Consider the following 15,241-nt stretch of genomic DNA (forward strand, 5'->3'; position numbering starts at 1 on the left):
GATCACTCAGTCAATGAGCACACCCGTTGTTCTGATCACCGGGGCCGCCGGCGGCCTCGGCAAGGCCATCGCCAAGCGCTTCGCCCAGAGTCACTGGCGCATCGCCGCCACCGACGTCGACAAGAGCGGGCTGCACGCGCTCAACGCCCAGGTGCCGCTGGACGCCAGCGCCGTGGCCGACCTGCGCCGGGCGGACAACTGCCAGAGCCTGGTGGCGGACATCCTCGCCCGCACCGGCCGCCTGGACGCGCTGGTCAACGCCGCCGGGGTCTGGCGCGAGGGCCCGGTGGAGAACTTCAACGAGGACGACTTCGACCTGGTCCTGGGGGTCAACCTCAAGGCCGCGTTCTACATGTGCCAGGCCGCCACGCCCTACCTCAAGGACAACCGCGGCTGCATCGTGAACATCTCCAGCGACTCCGGGCGCCAGGCCTACCGCGGCTCGGCGGCCTACTGCGCGAGCAAGGCGGCGCTGACCATGCTCACCCGCACCCTGGCCCTGGAACTGGCCGCGGACGGCGTGCGCGTCAACGCCATCTCCCCGGCCGACATCGCCACGCCCATGCTCGACTACCAGGCCGAGCGCTACGGCCAGGGCAACCCCGCCGCCTACAAGCTCGGCCTGCTGCGGGATTATCCACAGGGCAAGGAAGCGCGCTTCATCCGCCCGGAAGAGGTCGCCGACCTGGTCTGGTACCTCTGCGGCCCGCAATCCGAAGCCATCACCGGCGCCGACCTGGCCATCGACTTCGGCCTCTCCGCCGGCCGCTGAGCCGCGCCGCGCGCCAATCGCCCGGCGATTGGCGCGCGCCCCTGTTCCCCGGGGCCAATGGGGGGTATAGAAAAGAGTGTGTCGCGGGGCTGGGCGCAGTGCGTCCAGTCTTGGCATCCCCCACCCGCCTTGCGAGAGCGATATGGAACCCGGCAACCACCAACTCAGCATGACCGTCCTGATGACCCCGGACATGGCCAACTTCTCCGGCAACGTCCACGGCGGCACCCTGCTCAAGTACCTCGACGAGGTCGCCTACGCCTGCGCCAGCCGCTATGCCGGCCACTACGTGGTGACCCTCTCGGTCGACCAGGTGATCTTCCGCGAGCCGATCCATGTCGGCGAACTGGTGACCTTCCTCGCCTCGGTCAACTACACCGGCCGCACCTCCATGGAGATCGGCGTGAAGGTGGTCACCGAGAACATCCGCGAGAAATCCGTGCGCCACACCAACAGCTGCTTCTTCACCATGGTGGCGCTGGACGACGCGCGCAAACCCACTGCCGTGCCGCCGCTGCAGCCGGTCACCCGGGAGGAGCGCCGGCGCTTCGCCCAGGCCCAGCAGCGCCGCCAGCTGCGCCAGGAACTTGAGCAGCGTTACCAGGCAATTCGTGAAGAATGGGACAAGGATGCCGACATTTCTTGACAAGATTTCTCAAGTGCCGCTGAAAAAGTCCGGCGCGTCAACAAGTTAACCTTGAGCGTCGGCAAGGCCGAAAGCCTCGCCAGCGCCTAGACTTGCCCAATCCGCGGGTTTGCCCCCGTGATCCACCTTCGAACCACCGCCCTCCCGGGGCGGCAGTTCCCTGCGTGCCCGGAGCCCAGACCATGCACCACACACCGCTACTGACCACCCTCGCCGTCGGCTTCGTGCTGGCCTTCATCCTCGGTGCCCTGGCCAACCGCCTGCGCATCTCGCCGCTGGTCGGCTACCTGCTGGCCGGCGTGCTGGCCGGGCCCTTCACCCCCGGCTACGTCGCCGACCAGGCGCTGTCGACGGAAATCGCCGAACTGGGGGTGATCCTGCTGATGTTCGGCGTCGGCCTGCACTTCTCGTTGAAAGACCTGCTCTCGGTGAAGGCCATCGCCATCCCCGGCGCGGTGGTGCAGATCGGCGTGGCCACCCTGCTCGGCATGGGCCTGGCCTGGATGATGGGCTGGCCGCTGGGCGGCGGCCTGGTGTTCGGCCTGGCGCTGTCGGTGGCCAGCACCGTGGTGCTGCTGCGCGCCCTGGAGCAACGCCAGCTGATCGACACCAAGCGCGGGCGCATCGCCATCGGCTGGCTGATCGTCGAAGACCTGGCCATGGTCCTCACCCTGGTGCTGCTGCCTGCGCTGGCCGGCACGCTTGGCGGCAAGGCCGAGGACGGCGCCAGCGGCGGCATCCTGCTGCCGATCCTGCTGACCCTGGGCAAGGTGGTGGCCTTCGTCGCGGTGATGATCCTCGGCGGCCGCCGCGTGGTGCCCTGGGCCCTGGAGAAGGTCGCGGCGACCGGTTCGCGCGAGCTGTTCACCCTCGCCGTGCTGGCCATCGCCCTGGGCATCGCCACCGGCTCGGCGGTGGTGTTCGGCGTGTCCTTCGCCCTCGGCGCCTTCTTCGCCGGGATGATCCTCAACGAATCCGAGCTCAGCCACGAGGCGGCGGAAAACTCGCTGCCCCTGCGCGACGCCTTCGCCGTGCTGTTCTTCGTCTCGGTGGGCATGCTGTTCAACCCGGCGATCCTGATCCAGGAGCCGCTGCCGGTGCTGGCCACCTTCCTGGTCATCGTCTTCGGCAAATCGGTGGCCGCCTACGTCATCGTGCGCCTGTTCGGCCACCCCAACAGCACCGCGCTGACCATCGCCGCCAGCCTGGCGCAGATCGGCGAGTTCTCCTTCATCCTGGTCGGCCTGGGCGTGACCCTCGAACTGCTGCCCGAGCAGGGCCGCGACCTGGTGCTGGCCGGCGCCATCCTGTCGATCCTGGTCAACCCGCTGCTGTTCATCGCCATCGAGCGCCTGCAGGCGCGCAAGGAAAGCGCCCAGCCCAGCGAGGCCCAGGCGCAGGACGAGGACCTGCCGCCGCCGGTGCGCGAGCACGAGCACGCCATCCTCATCGGCCACGGCCGCGTCGGCGAACTGGTCAGCGCGCGCCTGCAGAAGGACGGTACGCCGCTGGTGGTGATCGAGGACAAGCGCGAGAAGGCCGCCGAACTGCGCGAGCGCGGCCTGAGCGTAGTGGTCGGCAACGCCGCCAACCCGGAAGTGCTGGCCCTGGCCAACATCACCACCGCGCGCTGGCTGCTGATCGCCATCCCCAACGGCTTCGAGGCCGGGCAGATCGCCAGCCGCGCCCGCGCGGCCAACCCCGAGCTGGACATCATCGCCCGCGCGCACTTCGACGCCGAGGTGGAATACCTGGAACAGAACGGCGCCAGCCTGGTGATCATGGGCGAACGCGAGATCGCCCAGGGCATGTACCAGCGCGTCGAGCAGCACGGCACCCCGGCGCCGCAGCCGGATGGGTTGCCGCAGTCGGCTTGAGGCCATGAGGCCCTCGGTCGCTCTGGAGCGGAATCGCGAGGTCGTGCGCGACCTCGCGCTACGTTACGGCGCGCTCAATCCACGCATATTCGGTTCGGTCCTGTATGGCACCGACCAGGATGGCAGCGACCTCGACCTGCTGGTGGACGTGGTACCCGGTACCCACCTGTTCGATCTCGGCGGCCTGCAGGACGAATTGCAGGAACTACTGGGCATGAAGGTAGATTTGCTGACGCCCGGCGACATCCCAGCGAAATTCCGCGCCCGGTTACTGAGCGAAGCCAGGCCGATATGACCGGCAGGCGCCTGACGGACAACACGCCAGGCAACCTGCATTCAACTCAGATCGCTTTCGCCTCGAAACGCACCCGCGGGTGCGCGATGCGGTCCTGGGCGCGCACCAGTTCCAGTTCGTAGCTGCCGCAGTGCTGAGTCTCCAGCAGCACTTCGTGCACCGCCGCGGCGGTGAATTCGAAGGCCGTGCAGGGCGCCTCGCCCAGCAGCAGGCGGGCCAGGAACAGGCCCGAGGTCAGGTCGCCGACGCCCACCGGCTGGCGCGGGAAGGCCAGCAGCGGGCGGCGCAGGTGCCAGCTGCCCTCGGCGCTGACCAGCAGCATCTCGAAGGCATCCGACGGCTTACCCGGGTAGTTCAGGTGCTTCACCAGCACCGCCTTCGGGCCGCGCGCCAGCAGGCTGCGCGCCATCTCCACGCAATCCTCCAGGGACTGCGGGCTGCGCTGGCAGAAGCTGTCCAGCTCCAGCTGGTTGGGGCACAGGTAGTCGGCCACCGCGGCGGCTTCCTGGAGCAGGAACTCGCCGACTTCCGGGGCCACGATGCAGCCCTTGTCCGGGTGGCCCATCACCGGGTCGCACAGGTAGATCGCCCGCGGGTTGGCCTCGCGGATGCGCGCCAGCGCCTCGAGGATCGCGCGGCCCTGGGCGGCGCTGCCCAGGTAGCCGGAGAGCACGGCGTCGCAGTTGCCCAGTTCGCCGATGGCGGCGATGCCCTCCACCAGCGCCGGAATCTGCTCCGGCGGCAGCACCTGGCCGGTCCAGTGTCCATACTGGGTATGGTTGGAGAACTGCACGGTGTTCAGCGGCCAGACGTTCACCCCGACGCGGCGCATCGGGAACACGGCGGCGCTGTTGCCGGCATGGCCGAAGACGACGTGGGACTGGATGGCGAGGACGTGGGGAGTGCGCGACGACATGACGAATTCCTGCAACTGGATGTGTCAGTATGGGGCGCAAATCACCACCTGGGAACCGGCGGCTCTCGCCGCGTTCCTACAGACTCGGTAAGCTGGAGCGCCTCTTCCCGAGCGGAGCCTTGAAGTGACCTTGGGCAACCTTTTCGTATTCCTCCTGCTGGCCACGGCCGCCGCCTGGTGGTGGCGCGCCCACGGCATCCGCGAGCGCGCCCTGCAGCTGGCGCGCCAGCACTGCGCGCGGCAGGGGGTGGAGCTGCTCGACGAGAACGTCGCCCTGCGCCGCCTGCGCCTGCGCCGCGGCGCCAACGGCATGCTCTGCCTGGCCCGGGAATACGGCTTCGAGTTCACCGCCAGCGGCCAGGACCGCTACAACGGCAGCATCACCATGCTCGGCCAGCGCCCCGGCCCGATCGAGCTGGAGCCCTTCCGCTTCCACCCCGAGCCCCACGAAGTGCACGCGGTGGTGGAAATCGCCCAGGCCCTGCCAGCGCCCACGGCCGAGCCACAGGCGCCACGGCACAAGGCCGAGGTGGTGCGGCTGGACGAGTGGCGGCGCAACCACGCCGACAAGAAGGTCGGCGACTAGCTACTCGTGCCCGAGCAGGAAGCGCGCCACCCGCTCGGCGCTGTCCTGGGGGTATTCCTGCATGAAGCAATGCCCGCCGGCGACGTTCTGCCCGCCGACGTGGGTGTTCTGCGCGCACCAGCGGGCCACCGACCTGGGCACGAAGGGGTAGGTCCGCTCGCCGAACAGCACCAGGGTCGGCGTGCTCACTTTCGCCAGCGACGGCCACAGGCGCTTGGGGAAGGAGCTGAAGATTTCCGCCTCGCGGCTCGGCCGGCATTTCAGCTCGACGCCGTCGTCCACCGCCTTGATGGCGTTCTCCACGTAGGCCCATAGCGCCTCGTCGGTCCAGCCCTTGAAGATGCCGCGGCCGTGCAGGCCGGCGTAGGCGGCGGCGCGGTCCGGCCACTGGCTGCGCCGCGCCCTGGCCTTCTGCACCATGGCCCGGCGCTCGTGCAGGCCGAGCACCTCGGACAGCGCCATCACGCCGATCATCGCCGGGGTGAACAGCACCGGGTCGAGTAGCGCCGCGCGTTCGAACAGCTGCGGATGGCGCGCCAGGATCAGGCTGCTGAGCACCCCGCCGAAGCTGTGCCCGCAGGCGTAGCGCGGCACCTCGCCGTAGACCGCGCGGCCGGCCTCGAAGGCCTCCACGGCCATCTCGGCGTTGCGGTTCCAGCCGTGGAAGCGCCCGCCGTGGTCGCTGTCGCCGTGGCCCTGGACGTCGCACAGCCAGAGGTCGAAGTCCCGCGCCAGGTGCTTGAGCATCGGCTCGTAGGCCCGCCCGCAGAAACCATTGCCATGCAGGAAGTGCAGCAACGGCTTGCCGCTGGGTTCGCTGCGCCAGCCGCGCAGGGTGAAGCCGGCGGAACAGGAATGGGACCAGGCGATCAGCTGCATCGGACGTTCTCCTCGAGGGTCGCGCAGTGTAGCGACCCGCGGCCGCGCCGGACCAGTGCCCGGACGTGCTATGGTCGCGCTCCGCCCACCCGCACCGAGCGCCATGAGCCCGAGCCGTCCCCTGCGCCTGATCCTCGCCAGCCTGCTGGTGCTGGCCGGCCTGCTGCTGTCGGTGTACTGGGCCGGGGAGAAGGCGCGGCACCGCTCGCTGCTCGCCGAGGCCGAGGCGGCCCACGAGCAGTTGGGGCTGTACGTCAGTTCCCTGCGCACCCTGCTGGAACGCTACCGCAGCCTGCCGGCGGTGCTGGCCCTGGACCCGGAACTGCGTCAGGCCCTGGCCGGCCCGATCACGGGCGAGCTGCAGCAGGCGCTGAACCTCAAGCTGGAGCGGATCAACGCCGCGGCGCGCTCCTCCACCCTGGAACTGCTCGACCGCGACGGCCTGGCGGTGGCTGCCAGCAACTGGCGCCTGCCCACCAGCTACGTCGGCCACAACTACGCCTTCCGCCCCTACTTCCGCCAGACCATCGCCCAGGGCACCGGGCGCTTCTACGCGGTGGGCGTGACCACCGGCATCCCCGGCTACTTCCTGGCCAACGCGGTGCGCGACGAGGCCGGGCGCTTCCTCGGCGCCATCGTGGTCAAGCTGGAATTCCCCGACCTGGAACAGCAGTGGAGCCAGACCCCCGACCTGGTGCTGGTCAGCGACACCAAGGGCATCGTCTTCCTCGCCAACCACCCCGGCTGGCGCTACCGCGAATTGCAGCCGCTGGACACCTTCGCCCGCCTGGAACTGGCGCAGACCCGCCAGTACGACCGCCAGCCGCTGAGCCCGTTACAGCACCGCACCCTGCAGCCGCTGGGCGAGGACAGCCGCCTGGTGCGCGTCGGCGCCAAGGACGACGAAACCGACTACCTCTGGCAATCCCTGAGCCTGCCCGACGACGACTGGACCCTGCACCTGCTGCGCGACGCCCGCGGCGTGCAGAGCGACGTCGCCACCGCGCGCCTGGCCGCCGCCGGGGCTTGGCTGGCGCTGGTGTTCCTGGCCCTGCTGCTGCAACAGCGCTGGCGCATCGCCCGCCTGCGCCAGCGCAGCCGCGAGGAACTGGAACAACTGGTGGAACAGCGCACCGCCGCCCTGAAAACCGCCCAGGACGGCCTGGTGCAGGCCGCCAAGCTGGCGGCCCTGGGGCAGATGTCGGCGGCCCTGGCCCACGAGATCAACCAGCCGCTGACCGCCCAGCGCATGCACCTGGCCAGCGTGCGCCTGCTGCTGGACGCCGGGCGCAGCGACGAGGCCCGCGCCGCCCTGGCGCGCCTGGACGAGTTGCTGGAGCGCATGGCCGCGCTGACCGGCCACCTGAAGACCTTCGCCCGCAAGACCCCCGGCGGCCTGCGCGAACGCATCGAACTGGGCCACGTGCTGGACCAGGCCCTGCAATTGCTGACGCCGCGCATCCGCGCCGAGCAGGTGGAGGTCAGCCAGGTGCTCAGCGTGCCGGCCTGGGTGCTGGGCGACGCCATCCGCCTGGAGCAGGTGCTGGTCAACCTGCTGCGCAACGCCCTGGACGCGGTGACAGGCGTCGAGCGCCCGCACATCGGGGTGGCGCTGCGTCGCGAGGACCCGTACTGGATTCTGGAAGTCGCCGACAACGGCGCGGGCATCGCCGCCGAGCACCTGGGCAACGTCTTCGACCCCTTCTTCACCACCAAGCCGGTGGGCGAGGGACTCGGCCTGGGACTGGCGGTATCCTACGGCATCGTCCACGAACTCGGCGGCCGCCTGGAGGCCGCCAACCGTCCCGAAGGCGGCGCGCTGTTCCGCCTGGTGCTGCCCGCCGCGAGCGAAGAGACATGACCGAACACGTGATTTTCGTCGATGACGAAGCCGCCATCCGCGAAGCCGTGCAGCAGTGGCTGCAGCTGTCCGGCTTCACGGTGCGCCTGTGCAAGAGCGCCGAGGAGTGCCTGAAGAACCTGGAGCGCGGTTTCGCCGGCGTGGTGATCAGCGACGTGCGCATGCCCGGCACGGACGGCCTGGCCCTGCTCGAACGCCTGCAGCAGCTGGACCGCGACCTGCCGGTGATCATGGTCACCGGCCACGGCGACGTGCCCATGGCGGTGCAGGCCATGCGCGACGGCGCCTACGACTTCATCGAGAAGCCCTTCACCCCCGAGCGCCTGCTGGACAGCCTGCGCCGCGCCCTGGAAAAGCGCCGCCTGGTGCTGGAGAACCGCCAGTTGCGCGAGCAGGCCACGCTCAAGGACCAGGTGGAGTCGCGCCTGCTCGGCGTGTCGAAGCCGATGGAGGCCCTGCGCCGCCAGGTGCTGGCCCTGGCCGGCACCCCGGTGAACGTGCTGATCCGCGGCGAGACCGGCGCCGGCAAGGAGCTGGTCGCCCGCTGCCTGCACGACTTCGGCCCGCGCGCGGACAAGCCCTTCGTCGCGCTGAACTGCGCAGCCATCCCCGAGCAGCTGTTCGAAAGCGAGCTGTTCGGCCACGAGAGCGGCGCCTTCACCGGCGCCCAGGGCAAGCGCATCGGCAAGCTGGAGCACGCCAACGGCGGCAGCCTGTTCCTCGACGAGATCGAGAGCATGCCGCTGGCCCAGCAGGTCAAGCTGCTGCGTGTGCTGCAGGAGCAGCAACTGGAGCGCCTGGGCTCGAACCAGAGCATCCGCGTCGATCTGCGGGTGATCGCCGCGACCAAGCCGGACCTGCTGGAAGAGGCCCGCGCCGGGCGCTTCCGCGAAGACCTGGTGTACCGCCTGAACGTCGCCGAACTGCGCCTGCCGCCGCTGCGCGAAAGGCGCGAGGACATCCCGCTGCTGTTCGAACACTTCGCCCAGTTGGCCAGCGAGAAGCTCGGCCGCGAGGCGCCGCCGCTGTCCACCGCCGAACTGGCCCGGCTGCTGGCCCACGACTGGCCGGGCAACGTGCGCGAACTGGCCAACGCCGCCGAGCGCCACGTGCTCGGCCTGGACCGCGCCGCGCAACTGGAAGCGCCGGCCGGCAGCGGCCTGTTCGAACGCATGGAAGCCTACGAGGCCGAATGCATCCGCCAGGCCCTGAGCCAGTGCAAGGGCGACATCAAGGCGGTGATGGAACTGCTCGGCCTGCCGCGGCGCACCCTCAACGAGAAGATGCAGCGGCATGGGTTGAGCCGGGGGGAGTTTCGCGGGGAGGGTTGAGCGCCTATGCGCAAGCCCGGAGGGGCGTTGCGGCCTGGTGAGGCGGCGTATAACCGCGAACGGTTATACGCCCTACGCTCCCTGGCGCTCTTATTCGCTACCGTAGGATGGGTTGAGCGAAGCGATACCCATCGCCATGGCCGCATGGGTTTCGCCAAGGCTCAACCCATCCTACGAAGAGCCCCGCACCGGGGTGCTCTTCGTAGGAGCGAGCTTGCTCGCGAACCGCATGGCACCGCGTTTGTTCGCGAGCAAGCTCGCTCCTACGAGAAGCCATGCTCGCAGCGATCACAACCCTGTTGCCAGCTCGCCAGCCTTGCCGCGCTTGTGCAGCACCGCCAGGTACACCAGGCCCACGGCGATCCAGGCCAGGCCCAGGTACTGGGCGTCGGCGCTCATGCTGACCAGCACGTAGCCGATGATCGCCAGGCCCACCAGCGGGCACAGCAGGTGGCGCACCACCTTGCCGCTCTTCTGGCGGATGAAGTAGTGATTGATCACCGCCAGGTGCAGCAGGCAGAAGCCGGTGAGCGCGCCGAAGTTGACCAGCGAGGTGAGCACGTCCGGCGCGTCGAGGAAGGCGATGCCGATGCCCAACGACAGCACCGCCACCAGGTACAGGCTGACGTGGGGTGTCTGGTAGCGCGTGTGCACCTTGGCCAGCACCCGCGGCAGCTTGCCGTCGCGGGCCATGGAGTAGAGCAGGCGCGACACCGCCGCCTGGGAGGTGATCGACACCGTCACGCCCCAGGCCAGCGCGGTGGCCACCGCGGTCAGGGTCGACAGCCACTTGCCGCCGGCGGCCTCGGCTATCTCGTAGAAGGCGGTGTCGGCCGACTGGAAGGTCATGCCCGCGGCCAGGTCGGTGGCCAGCCAGGTCTGCAGGACGAAGATGCCGCCCATGACGAACAGCGCGATCAGCGAGGCGCGGCCGATCTGCTTGGCCGGGTCGCCCTTGACCTCTTCGGCGAGGGTGGAGATGGCGTCGAAGCCGAGGAACGACAGCACGGCGATGGACACCGCCTTCATCACCAGGCCGAGGTCGAAGTGCTCCGGCTGGTAGAGCGGCGCCAGGGTCAGCCGGCCGCTGCCCATGCCGCCTTCCAGGGCGTGGTAGCCGACCACCAGGAAGATCGCCAGGACGATCATCTCGGCGATCAGGAACAGCAGGTTGAAGCGCGCGGCGAAGGTGATGCCGCGCAGGTTCACCAGGGTCGCCGAGACCAGGAAGGCGAGCATCCACACCAGCTTCGGCACGTCCGGGAACAGGTGGTTGAGCGCCAGCGCGCTGAACACGTAGAGCAGCGGCGGGATCAGCAGGTAGTCCAGCAGCAGCACCCAGCCGGCGAGGAAGCCGACGTGCGGGTGGATGCCGCGCTGGGCGTAGGAATACACCGAGCCGGCGATGGGGAAGGCGCGGGCCATGGCGCCATAGCTCAGGGCAGTGAAGAGCATCGCCAGCATGCCCACCAGGTAGGCCATGGGCACCATGCCCTGGGAGTCGGCGTGGACCCAGCCATACACGCCGAAGGGCGCGATGGGGATCATGAAGATCATCCCGTAGACGACCAGGTCGGTCAGGGAAAGACTGCGGCGGAGCTGTTGCTGGTAGCCAAACTGTTCGATGGCCATGGGGGAGTCCTCTCGATTCGGCAGCTTTGTCGTTGTTGTCTGCGCCGCGAGCGCGACGGCGTTTCTTGTTCCGGGGCTTACAGCCAGGGCGCCAGGCGCTCGGCCCAGGCCTGGACGGCGGCGGCTTCGCGCAGCCCGTCGTTGCGGATTTCCAGGAGCACGGCGTCGAGGCCGCGCTCGTCGCCGTGCACCGGCACGGTCATGTCCTCGGCCGGGTCGATGTCGTAGGGCTGGTTGGCGCCGATCTCGCCGCCGCCCTGGCGCAGGCCGTCGACTATCCGCCGTGCGTAGCCTTCGGCGCGGCCATAGAGCACACCGGCGATCCACGGCCGCGGCACGCCGCGGTAGCTCGGGGTGAAGCTGTGCACGCCGACGATGCGCGTCGGCTGCCCGGCCGCCTGGCGCTGGTCGATCAGCTCGGCCAGGGCGCGGTGGAAGGGTTCGAACAGGCGCGCCTGGCGTTCCCGGCGGTTCGCCTCGCCCAGCCCCAGGTTGCCGGGGATGGGGTAGACCTCGCTGTGCTCGGGGATGCTGTCCGGCGCCGCCAGCGGGCGGTTCAGGTCGATCAGCAGGCGCGAGTAGCCGGCCGCCAGCAACGGTGCGTCGAGGCGCTCGGCCAGCGCCTCGGCCAGGGCCAGGGCGCCGATGTCCCAGGCGATGTGCTCCTGCGCCGCGGCGTCGTCCAGGCCGAGCTGCGCCAGTTCCGCCGGGATGTAGCGGCTGGCGTGCTCGCAGACCAGCAGCACCGGGCTGCGCCCTTGGGGGTTGAGCAGGCGGAACGGCGGCTCGCGGTAGAGCCCGCTTTCAGTAGAGGCTGGCATAGCGTTGGCACACCTGGTCGTCGGTGAGGTCGCGGGTCAGCGCCAGCTCCTGGCGCTTCATGGCGAAGTAGGTCTGCAGCAGCGCCGGCGGCAGCTGGGCGCAGAGCGCGTGGTCGTCCATCAGCAGCTGCAGGGCTTCTTCCAGCGAGCCGGGCAGCGCCTGGATGCCGAGAGCTTCGCGCTCGGCGGCGCTCAGCGAATCCGGGTCGACGTCGGTGACCGCGCTCAATGCCAGACGCTCCTCCAGGCCCAGGCGGCCGGCGATGAGCACCGCGGCCATGGCCAGGTGCGGCGAGGCGGTGGCGTCCATCGGGCGGAATTCCAGGTTGAACTGGCGCGCCAGCGGCTTGCCGCCGAGGCTCACCACCGGGCAGATGCGCAGCGCCGCCTCGCGGTTGCGCAGGCCCAGGCAGGCGTAGGCGGCGCTCCAGTGGTGCGGCTTCAGGCGCAGGTAGGAAACCGCCGTCGGCGCGCTCAACGCGCACAGCGCCGGCAGGTGGCGCAGCACGCCGGCGGCCCAGTGGCGCGCGGTCTGCGAGAGATTGTCCGACTGCTCGGCATCGTAGAACAGCGGGGCGCCGTCGAGGCTCTGCAGGCTCAGGTGCAGGTGCACGCCGTTGGTGACCTCGCCCGGCGCGCGCAGCGGCGAGAAGCAGGTGCCCAGGCCCATCTGCCGGGCGATCTCGCGGGTCAGCTCGCGCACGTTCACCGCGCGGTCGGCGGCGGCCACGCCCTGGGTCGGGCGGCAGGTCACCTCGTACTGGCGACGGCCATATTCGGGCAGGAACATCTCCGGTTCGGCGCCGGCCTGCTCCAGCGCGGCCATCAGCCAGCCGGGGAAGTTGCCGGCGGCGCGCTGGGCCTGCAGCGAGAAGGCGCCGCCCGGGCCCTCGGGCAGGCCGAGCAGGGTGAATTCGTGTTCGAAGGCGGCGGTGACCTGCAGGCCCAGCTCGCGGTAGCGGGCGATCTCCTCGCGCAGCAGGGTGCGCGGGCACACCGGCCAGGGCCTGCCGTCGGTCTCCACCAGGTCGCCGTGGTAGTAGTCCAGCGGCGGCGCCAGCGGGTCCGGGCCCTGCTCCAGGTACAGGCGCGCCTGGGGGTCGGGCAGCAAGCGCAGGTCGCCGTGGCTGCCCCAGGGGTTGTCGTCGGCGATGATGTCCTGCGGCGTCAGCGCGCTGTTCGCCGGCACCCAGCCGCAGCCGCTGGCCAGTTGCTCGGCGACCGCGGCGGCCGGCAGCGAGCGGCCGCGGGTGATGCCGGCGAGGTCGGTGGTGACGAAGCTGCTCAGGTGCAGCGGCCCGGTGGCTTGGCTCATGGCGTGCTCCGCGGTCAGGCGAGGTCGGCGATACGCGCCAGCACCGCGTCGGTGTCGGCGATCCAGCAATAGCCCTTGATGGCTTCCAGGCAGGCCTGGTGGCGCTCGGCGCTGTGGGTGGCGCAGGCGTCCTCGACCAGGGTCACCAGGTAGCCGCGGTCGGCGGCGTCGCGCACGGCCATGTCCACGCACTGGTCGGTGACCACGCCGCAGACGATCAGGTGGCGCACGTCGAGGTTGCGCAGCACGTAGTCGATGGCGGTGGAGTTGAAGACCCCGGACGAGGTCTTGGGCAGGACGACTTCGTTCTCGGCCGGCGCCAGCGCATCGATCACCTGGGCGTCGGGGTGGCCCTTGGGCAGGTGCATGTCCGACAGCTTGTGGTCCAGGGAGCGGTCGCGGCCGTCGGCGGTGAGGCTTTCGATGATGGTGTGCAGCACGTTCTGCCCGGCGCCGCGCATGGCCGCCAGCAGGCGCTGCTGGTTGGGGATGACCTGGTTCTGCACGCGCTCATAGAAGTAGCGGGCCTTGTCCGCGTCGATGTGGGCGTCGCGGCCGGGGATGACCCAGGCGTTCTGCATGTCGACGAAGAGGATGGCGGTTTCGCCGCGGCGGTACGGCAGGTCGCGGGGCGACGGGTGGGGCAGGCTGAACATGGTCATTCCTCGAGCAGATGGGCGTTGAACGCGGCGCGCAGTTGGTCGATGCCGTCCAGGCGTTCGTCGAGTTGGCTGTCGCTGCGCGCTACCAGGCTGGCGATGAGCGCCTCGACCTGGGCCATGGCCGGCACCAACGAGTCGAACGGCGAGGGAGATTCCACCGGCGCGCTGACGATCAGGTCGGCCAGCTCGCGCAGCGGCGAGGCGTAGATGTCGGTGAACAGCACCACCCGCGCGCCGCGGGCCTTGGCGGTCTGCGCGACGAGCTGGGCCTGGGCCTGGTAGCGGCGGTAGTCGAACAGCACCAGCAGCGACTGGCGGTCCATGTCGTGCAGCAGGTCGGGCAGCGCCATGCCGTCGTCCAGCCACAGGCAGCCGCCGCGCAGCAGGCGCAGGTGGGTGACCAGGTAGCCGGCGAGGAAGCGGCTGAAGCGCCCGCCGTGGCAGAACAGGCGCAGGCGCGGGTCGAGCAGCCAGTCGCCGAGCAGGCGGATGTCGTCGGCGCGGGTCAGGTTCAGGGTGTGCTGCAGCTTGTCCGAGGCGTCGGCCAGGTAGCTCGACCAGGGGTCGTCGTGCTCCATGCGCTCGCGGCGTTCGGCGAGCAGGGTGCGCGGCGAGCGCAGGCGGTCGTCCACCTCGATCAGCAGGGCGTCCTGGAACTCGCCGTAGCCGGCGAAGCCGAGCTTCTTCACCAGGCGCAGGATGGTCGGGTCGCTGACCCCCGCCTGCCTCGCCAGGCGCGCCATGGGGCCCAGGCCCAGGCGCGGGTAGTCGTCGAGCAAGGCACGCAGCACCTTGCGCTCGGCCGGCGTCAGGGCGACGTCCGGCGCGGCAAGGCGGTCTTTGAGGCTGGACATGGCAGCTCCCTTGGAGGTTGTGCCTGGTCTTGTAGTGAATATTTCAAAGTATTGCAAATACTTTGTTTATGTTCGATTCACTACATTTCCGCCGCGCCGGCAACCCGGCCGCTCTAGGGCGGGCCGTTGGGCAGGAAGGTTTTTTCCGGGCAAAAAAACGGCCGCTGAGTGCAGCGGCCGGAAAGAAGACGTCGATTGGAGCAATCGGATATCGGCGTCGGGAAGCAAGGCCAGTCGGCGTTGGAGGAACCGGCTGGCGTGAGGGGCGGAAGTTCGCAGTCACCGCCCCTCGGTGACACATCAGGCTGATCGTGTCGGGCCTGCCGGGAGAGCCCGGCAGATAAAGACAAGTCTATTGACCTATCTAGTTTCGATAAAGCGCGGAGATGGCGAAAGACTTTTTCATGAAATGAAAAGATCACCGCCCCCGCCGGGATAAAAAAACGCCGCACTTCGTATGCGGCGCAAGGCATTGGGAATACCGGCTCACGCTCCGGGCTTCCCGGGGGAAAGTAACGCCGATCAGGAATCGGCGTTGGACTGGGCAGCGGCCTTGCCGGCGGTACGCTCGGCGTCGGAGGCCTGCTGGGCAGCGGCGATGGCGGCCTCGTTGGCTTTCACCATCTTGTCGGTCATCAGTCGGGACTCTTCGGCGAAGCTCAGTTGCACGAAGGACAGCGAGCAAACGGACAGCAGGGCAGCAACAACAAGTTTACGGGACATGATTTTCGAACCTTTGATTGGCCCCGCTCAGTGGGGGCGATGCAAAGGTTACGACTCGGCGACAGGCGGAA

The 15,241-nt window shown here is 69.4% G+C and carries 15 protein-coding genes; 7 read left to right on the forward strand and 8 right to left on the reverse strand.

All coding sequences use genetic code 11. The features are described from left to right. Positions 1-13 precede the first annotated feature (13 nt). The 4 genes from FG99_RS12025 to FG99_RS12040 all read left to right on the forward strand — a co-directional run bounded on the left by FG99_RS12025 (position 14) and on the right by FG99_RS12040 (position 3,590). A complete protein-coding gene (locus FG99_RS12025; protein ID WP_043269825.1) occupies positions 14-772 on the forward strand; it encodes an SDR family NAD(P)-dependent oxidoreductase in 759 nt (252 codons plus the stop codon). A 142-nt stretch (positions 773-914) separates the two neighbouring features. Next, a complete protein-coding gene (locus FG99_RS12030; RefSeq protein WP_043269827.1) occupies positions 915-1,418 on the forward strand; it encodes an acyl-CoA thioesterase in 504 nt (167 codons plus the stop codon). Between the two features lie 182 nt (positions 1,419-1,600). Then, a complete protein-coding gene (gene ybaL / locus FG99_RS12035) occupies positions 1,601-3,295 on the forward strand; it encodes a YbaL family putative K(+) efflux transporter (protein ID WP_043269829.1) in 1,695 nt (564 codons plus the stop codon). 4 nt (positions 3,296-3,299) lie between these two features. Beyond that, positions 3,300-3,590 carry a nucleotidyltransferase family protein gene (locus tag FG99_RS12040; protein ID WP_043269831.1) on the forward strand — a complete coding sequence of 97 codons (291 nt, stop codon included), beginning with the start codon at positions 3,300-3,302 and terminating at the stop codon, positions 3,588-3,590. A 46-nt stretch (positions 3,591-3,636) separates the two neighbouring features. Here FG99_RS12040 and pdxY read toward each other — a convergent pair whose 3' ends face one another. Then, positions 3,637-4,506, reverse strand: a complete 870-nt coding sequence (pdxY, locus tag FG99_RS12045) for a pyridoxal kinase PdxY (RefSeq protein WP_009614845.1) — start codon at positions 4,504-4,506, stop codon at positions 3,637-3,639. Positions 4,507-4,630: 124 nt separating this feature from the next. Here pdxY and FG99_RS12050 point away from each other — a divergent pair, with 124 nt between their 5' ends. Further along, positions 4,631-5,092: a DUF3301 domain-containing protein gene (locus tag FG99_RS12050; protein WP_043269833.1), complete on the forward strand. Its 462-nt coding sequence runs from the start codon at positions 4,631-4,633 to the stop codon at positions 5,090-5,092. Here FG99_RS12050 and FG99_RS12055 read toward each other — a convergent pair whose 3' ends face one another. Beyond that, entirely contained in the window at positions 5,093-5,971 is an 879-nt protein-coding gene (locus tag FG99_RS12055) for an alpha/beta fold hydrolase (RefSeq protein ID WP_043269834.1), read from the reverse strand. Positions 5,972-6,074: 103 nt separating this feature from the next. Here FG99_RS12055 and FG99_RS12060 point away from each other — a divergent pair, with 103 nt between their 5' ends. Together FG99_RS12060 and FG99_RS12065 are read left to right on the forward strand one after the other, a co-directional pair. Then, entirely contained in the window at positions 6,075-7,832 is a 1,758-nt protein-coding gene (locus tag FG99_RS12060; protein WP_043269836.1) for an ATP-binding protein, read from the forward strand. Continuing rightward, positions 7,829-9,163 carry a sigma-54-dependent transcriptional regulator gene (locus FG99_RS12065; RefSeq protein WP_043269838.1) on the forward strand — a complete coding sequence of 445 codons (1,335 nt, stop codon included), beginning with the start codon at positions 7,829-7,831 and terminating at the stop codon, positions 9,161-9,163. The genes FG99_RS12060 and FG99_RS12065 overlap by 4 nt, the downstream gene beginning before the upstream one ends. Positions 9,164-9,451: 288 nt before the next feature. Here FG99_RS12065 and FG99_RS12070 read toward each other — a convergent pair whose 3' ends face one another. The 6 genes from FG99_RS12070 to FG99_RS12095 form a co-directional block, all read right to left on the reverse strand. Then, positions 9,452-10,795, reverse strand: a complete 1,344-nt coding sequence (locus FG99_RS12070) for an APC family permease (protein WP_043269839.1) — start codon at positions 10,793-10,795, stop codon at positions 9,452-9,454. 77 nt (positions 10,796-10,872) lie between these two features. Next, positions 10,873-11,541, reverse strand: coding sequence for an N-formylglutamate amidohydrolase (locus FG99_RS12075; protein WP_141766051.1), 669 nt, complete (start codon positions 11,539-11,541; stop codon positions 10,873-10,875). Positions 11,542-11,599: 58 nt separating this feature from the next. Next, entirely contained in the window at positions 11,600-12,931 is a 1,332-nt protein-coding gene (locus FG99_RS12080) for a glutamine synthetase family protein (protein ID WP_043269843.1), read from the reverse strand. A 14-nt stretch (positions 12,932-12,945) separates the two neighbouring features. Continuing rightward, positions 12,946-13,587, reverse strand: a complete 642-nt coding sequence (locus tag FG99_RS12085; RefSeq protein ID WP_043269845.1) for a cysteine hydrolase family protein — start codon at positions 13,585-13,587, stop codon at positions 12,946-12,948. A gap of 2 nt (positions 13,588-13,589) precedes the next feature. After that, positions 13,590-14,447 (reverse strand): MurR/RpiR family transcriptional regulator, encoded by an 858-nt coding sequence (locus FG99_RS12090; RefSeq protein WP_043269847.1) that lies wholly within the window; start codon positions 14,445-14,447, stop codon positions 13,590-13,592. 522 nt (positions 14,448-14,969) lie between these two features. Then, positions 14,970-15,170, reverse strand: a complete 201-nt coding sequence (locus FG99_RS12095; RefSeq protein WP_009614826.1) for a hypothetical protein — start codon at positions 15,168-15,170, stop codon at positions 14,970-14,972. Positions 15,171-15,241 lie beyond the last annotated feature (71 nt).

This window comes from Pseudomonas sp. AAC (genome assembly GCF_000725445.1).
Classification (GTDB): domain Bacteria; phylum Pseudomonadota; class Gammaproteobacteria; order Pseudomonadales; family Pseudomonadaceae; genus Pseudomonas; species Pseudomonas citronellolis.

What these genes read in the sequence shown, in the direction of transcription:
- FG99_RS12025 (WP_043269825.1), top strand. Translation starts at nt 14, where the DNA reads ATGAGCACACCCGTTGTTCTGATCACCGGGGCCGCCGGCGGCCTCGGC.
- FG99_RS12030 (WP_043269827.1), top strand. Translation starts at nt 915, where the DNA reads ATGGAACCCGGCAACCACCAACTCAGCATGACCGTCCTGATGACCCCG.
- ybaL (WP_043269829.1), top strand. Translation starts at nt 1,601, where the DNA reads ATGCACCACACACCGCTACTGACCACCCTCGCCGTCGGCTTCGTGCTG.
- FG99_RS12040 (WP_043269831.1), top strand. Translation starts at nt 3,300, where the DNA reads ATGAGGCCCTCGGTCGCTCTGGAGCGGAATCGCGAGGTCGTGCGCGAC.
- pdxY (WP_009614845.1), bottom strand. Translation starts at nt 4,506, where the DNA reads ATGTCGTCGCGCACTCCCCACGTCCTCGCCATCCAGTCCCACGTCGTC.
- FG99_RS12055 (WP_043269834.1), bottom strand. Translation starts at nt 5,971, where the DNA reads ATGCAGCTGATCGCCTGGTCCCATTCCTGTTCCGCCGGCTTCACCCTG.
- FG99_RS12060 (WP_043269836.1), top strand. Translation starts at nt 6,075, where the DNA reads ATGAGCCCGAGCCGTCCCCTGCGCCTGATCCTCGCCAGCCTGCTGGTG.
- FG99_RS12065 (WP_043269838.1), top strand. Translation starts at nt 7,829, where the DNA reads ATGACCGAACACGTGATTTTCGTCGATGACGAAGCCGCCATCCGCGAA.
- FG99_RS12070 (WP_043269839.1), bottom strand. Translation starts at nt 10,795, where the DNA reads ATGGCCATCGAACAGTTTGGCTACCAGCAACAGCTCCGCCGCAGTCTT.
- FG99_RS12080 (WP_043269843.1), bottom strand. Translation starts at nt 12,931, where the DNA reads ATGAGCCAAGCCACCGGGCCGCTGCACCTGAGCAGCTTCGTCACCACC.
- FG99_RS12085 (WP_043269845.1), bottom strand. Translation starts at nt 13,587, where the DNA reads ATGTTCAGCCTGCCCCACCCGTCGCCCCGCGACCTGCCGTACCGCCGC.
- FG99_RS12090 (WP_043269847.1), bottom strand. Translation starts at nt 14,447, where the DNA reads ATGTCCAGCCTCAAAGACCGCCTTGCCGCGCCGGACGTCGCCCTGACG.
- FG99_RS12095 (WP_009614826.1), bottom strand. Translation starts at nt 15,170, where the DNA reads ATGTCCCGTAAACTTGTTGTTGCTGCCCTGCTGTCCGTTTGCTCGCTG.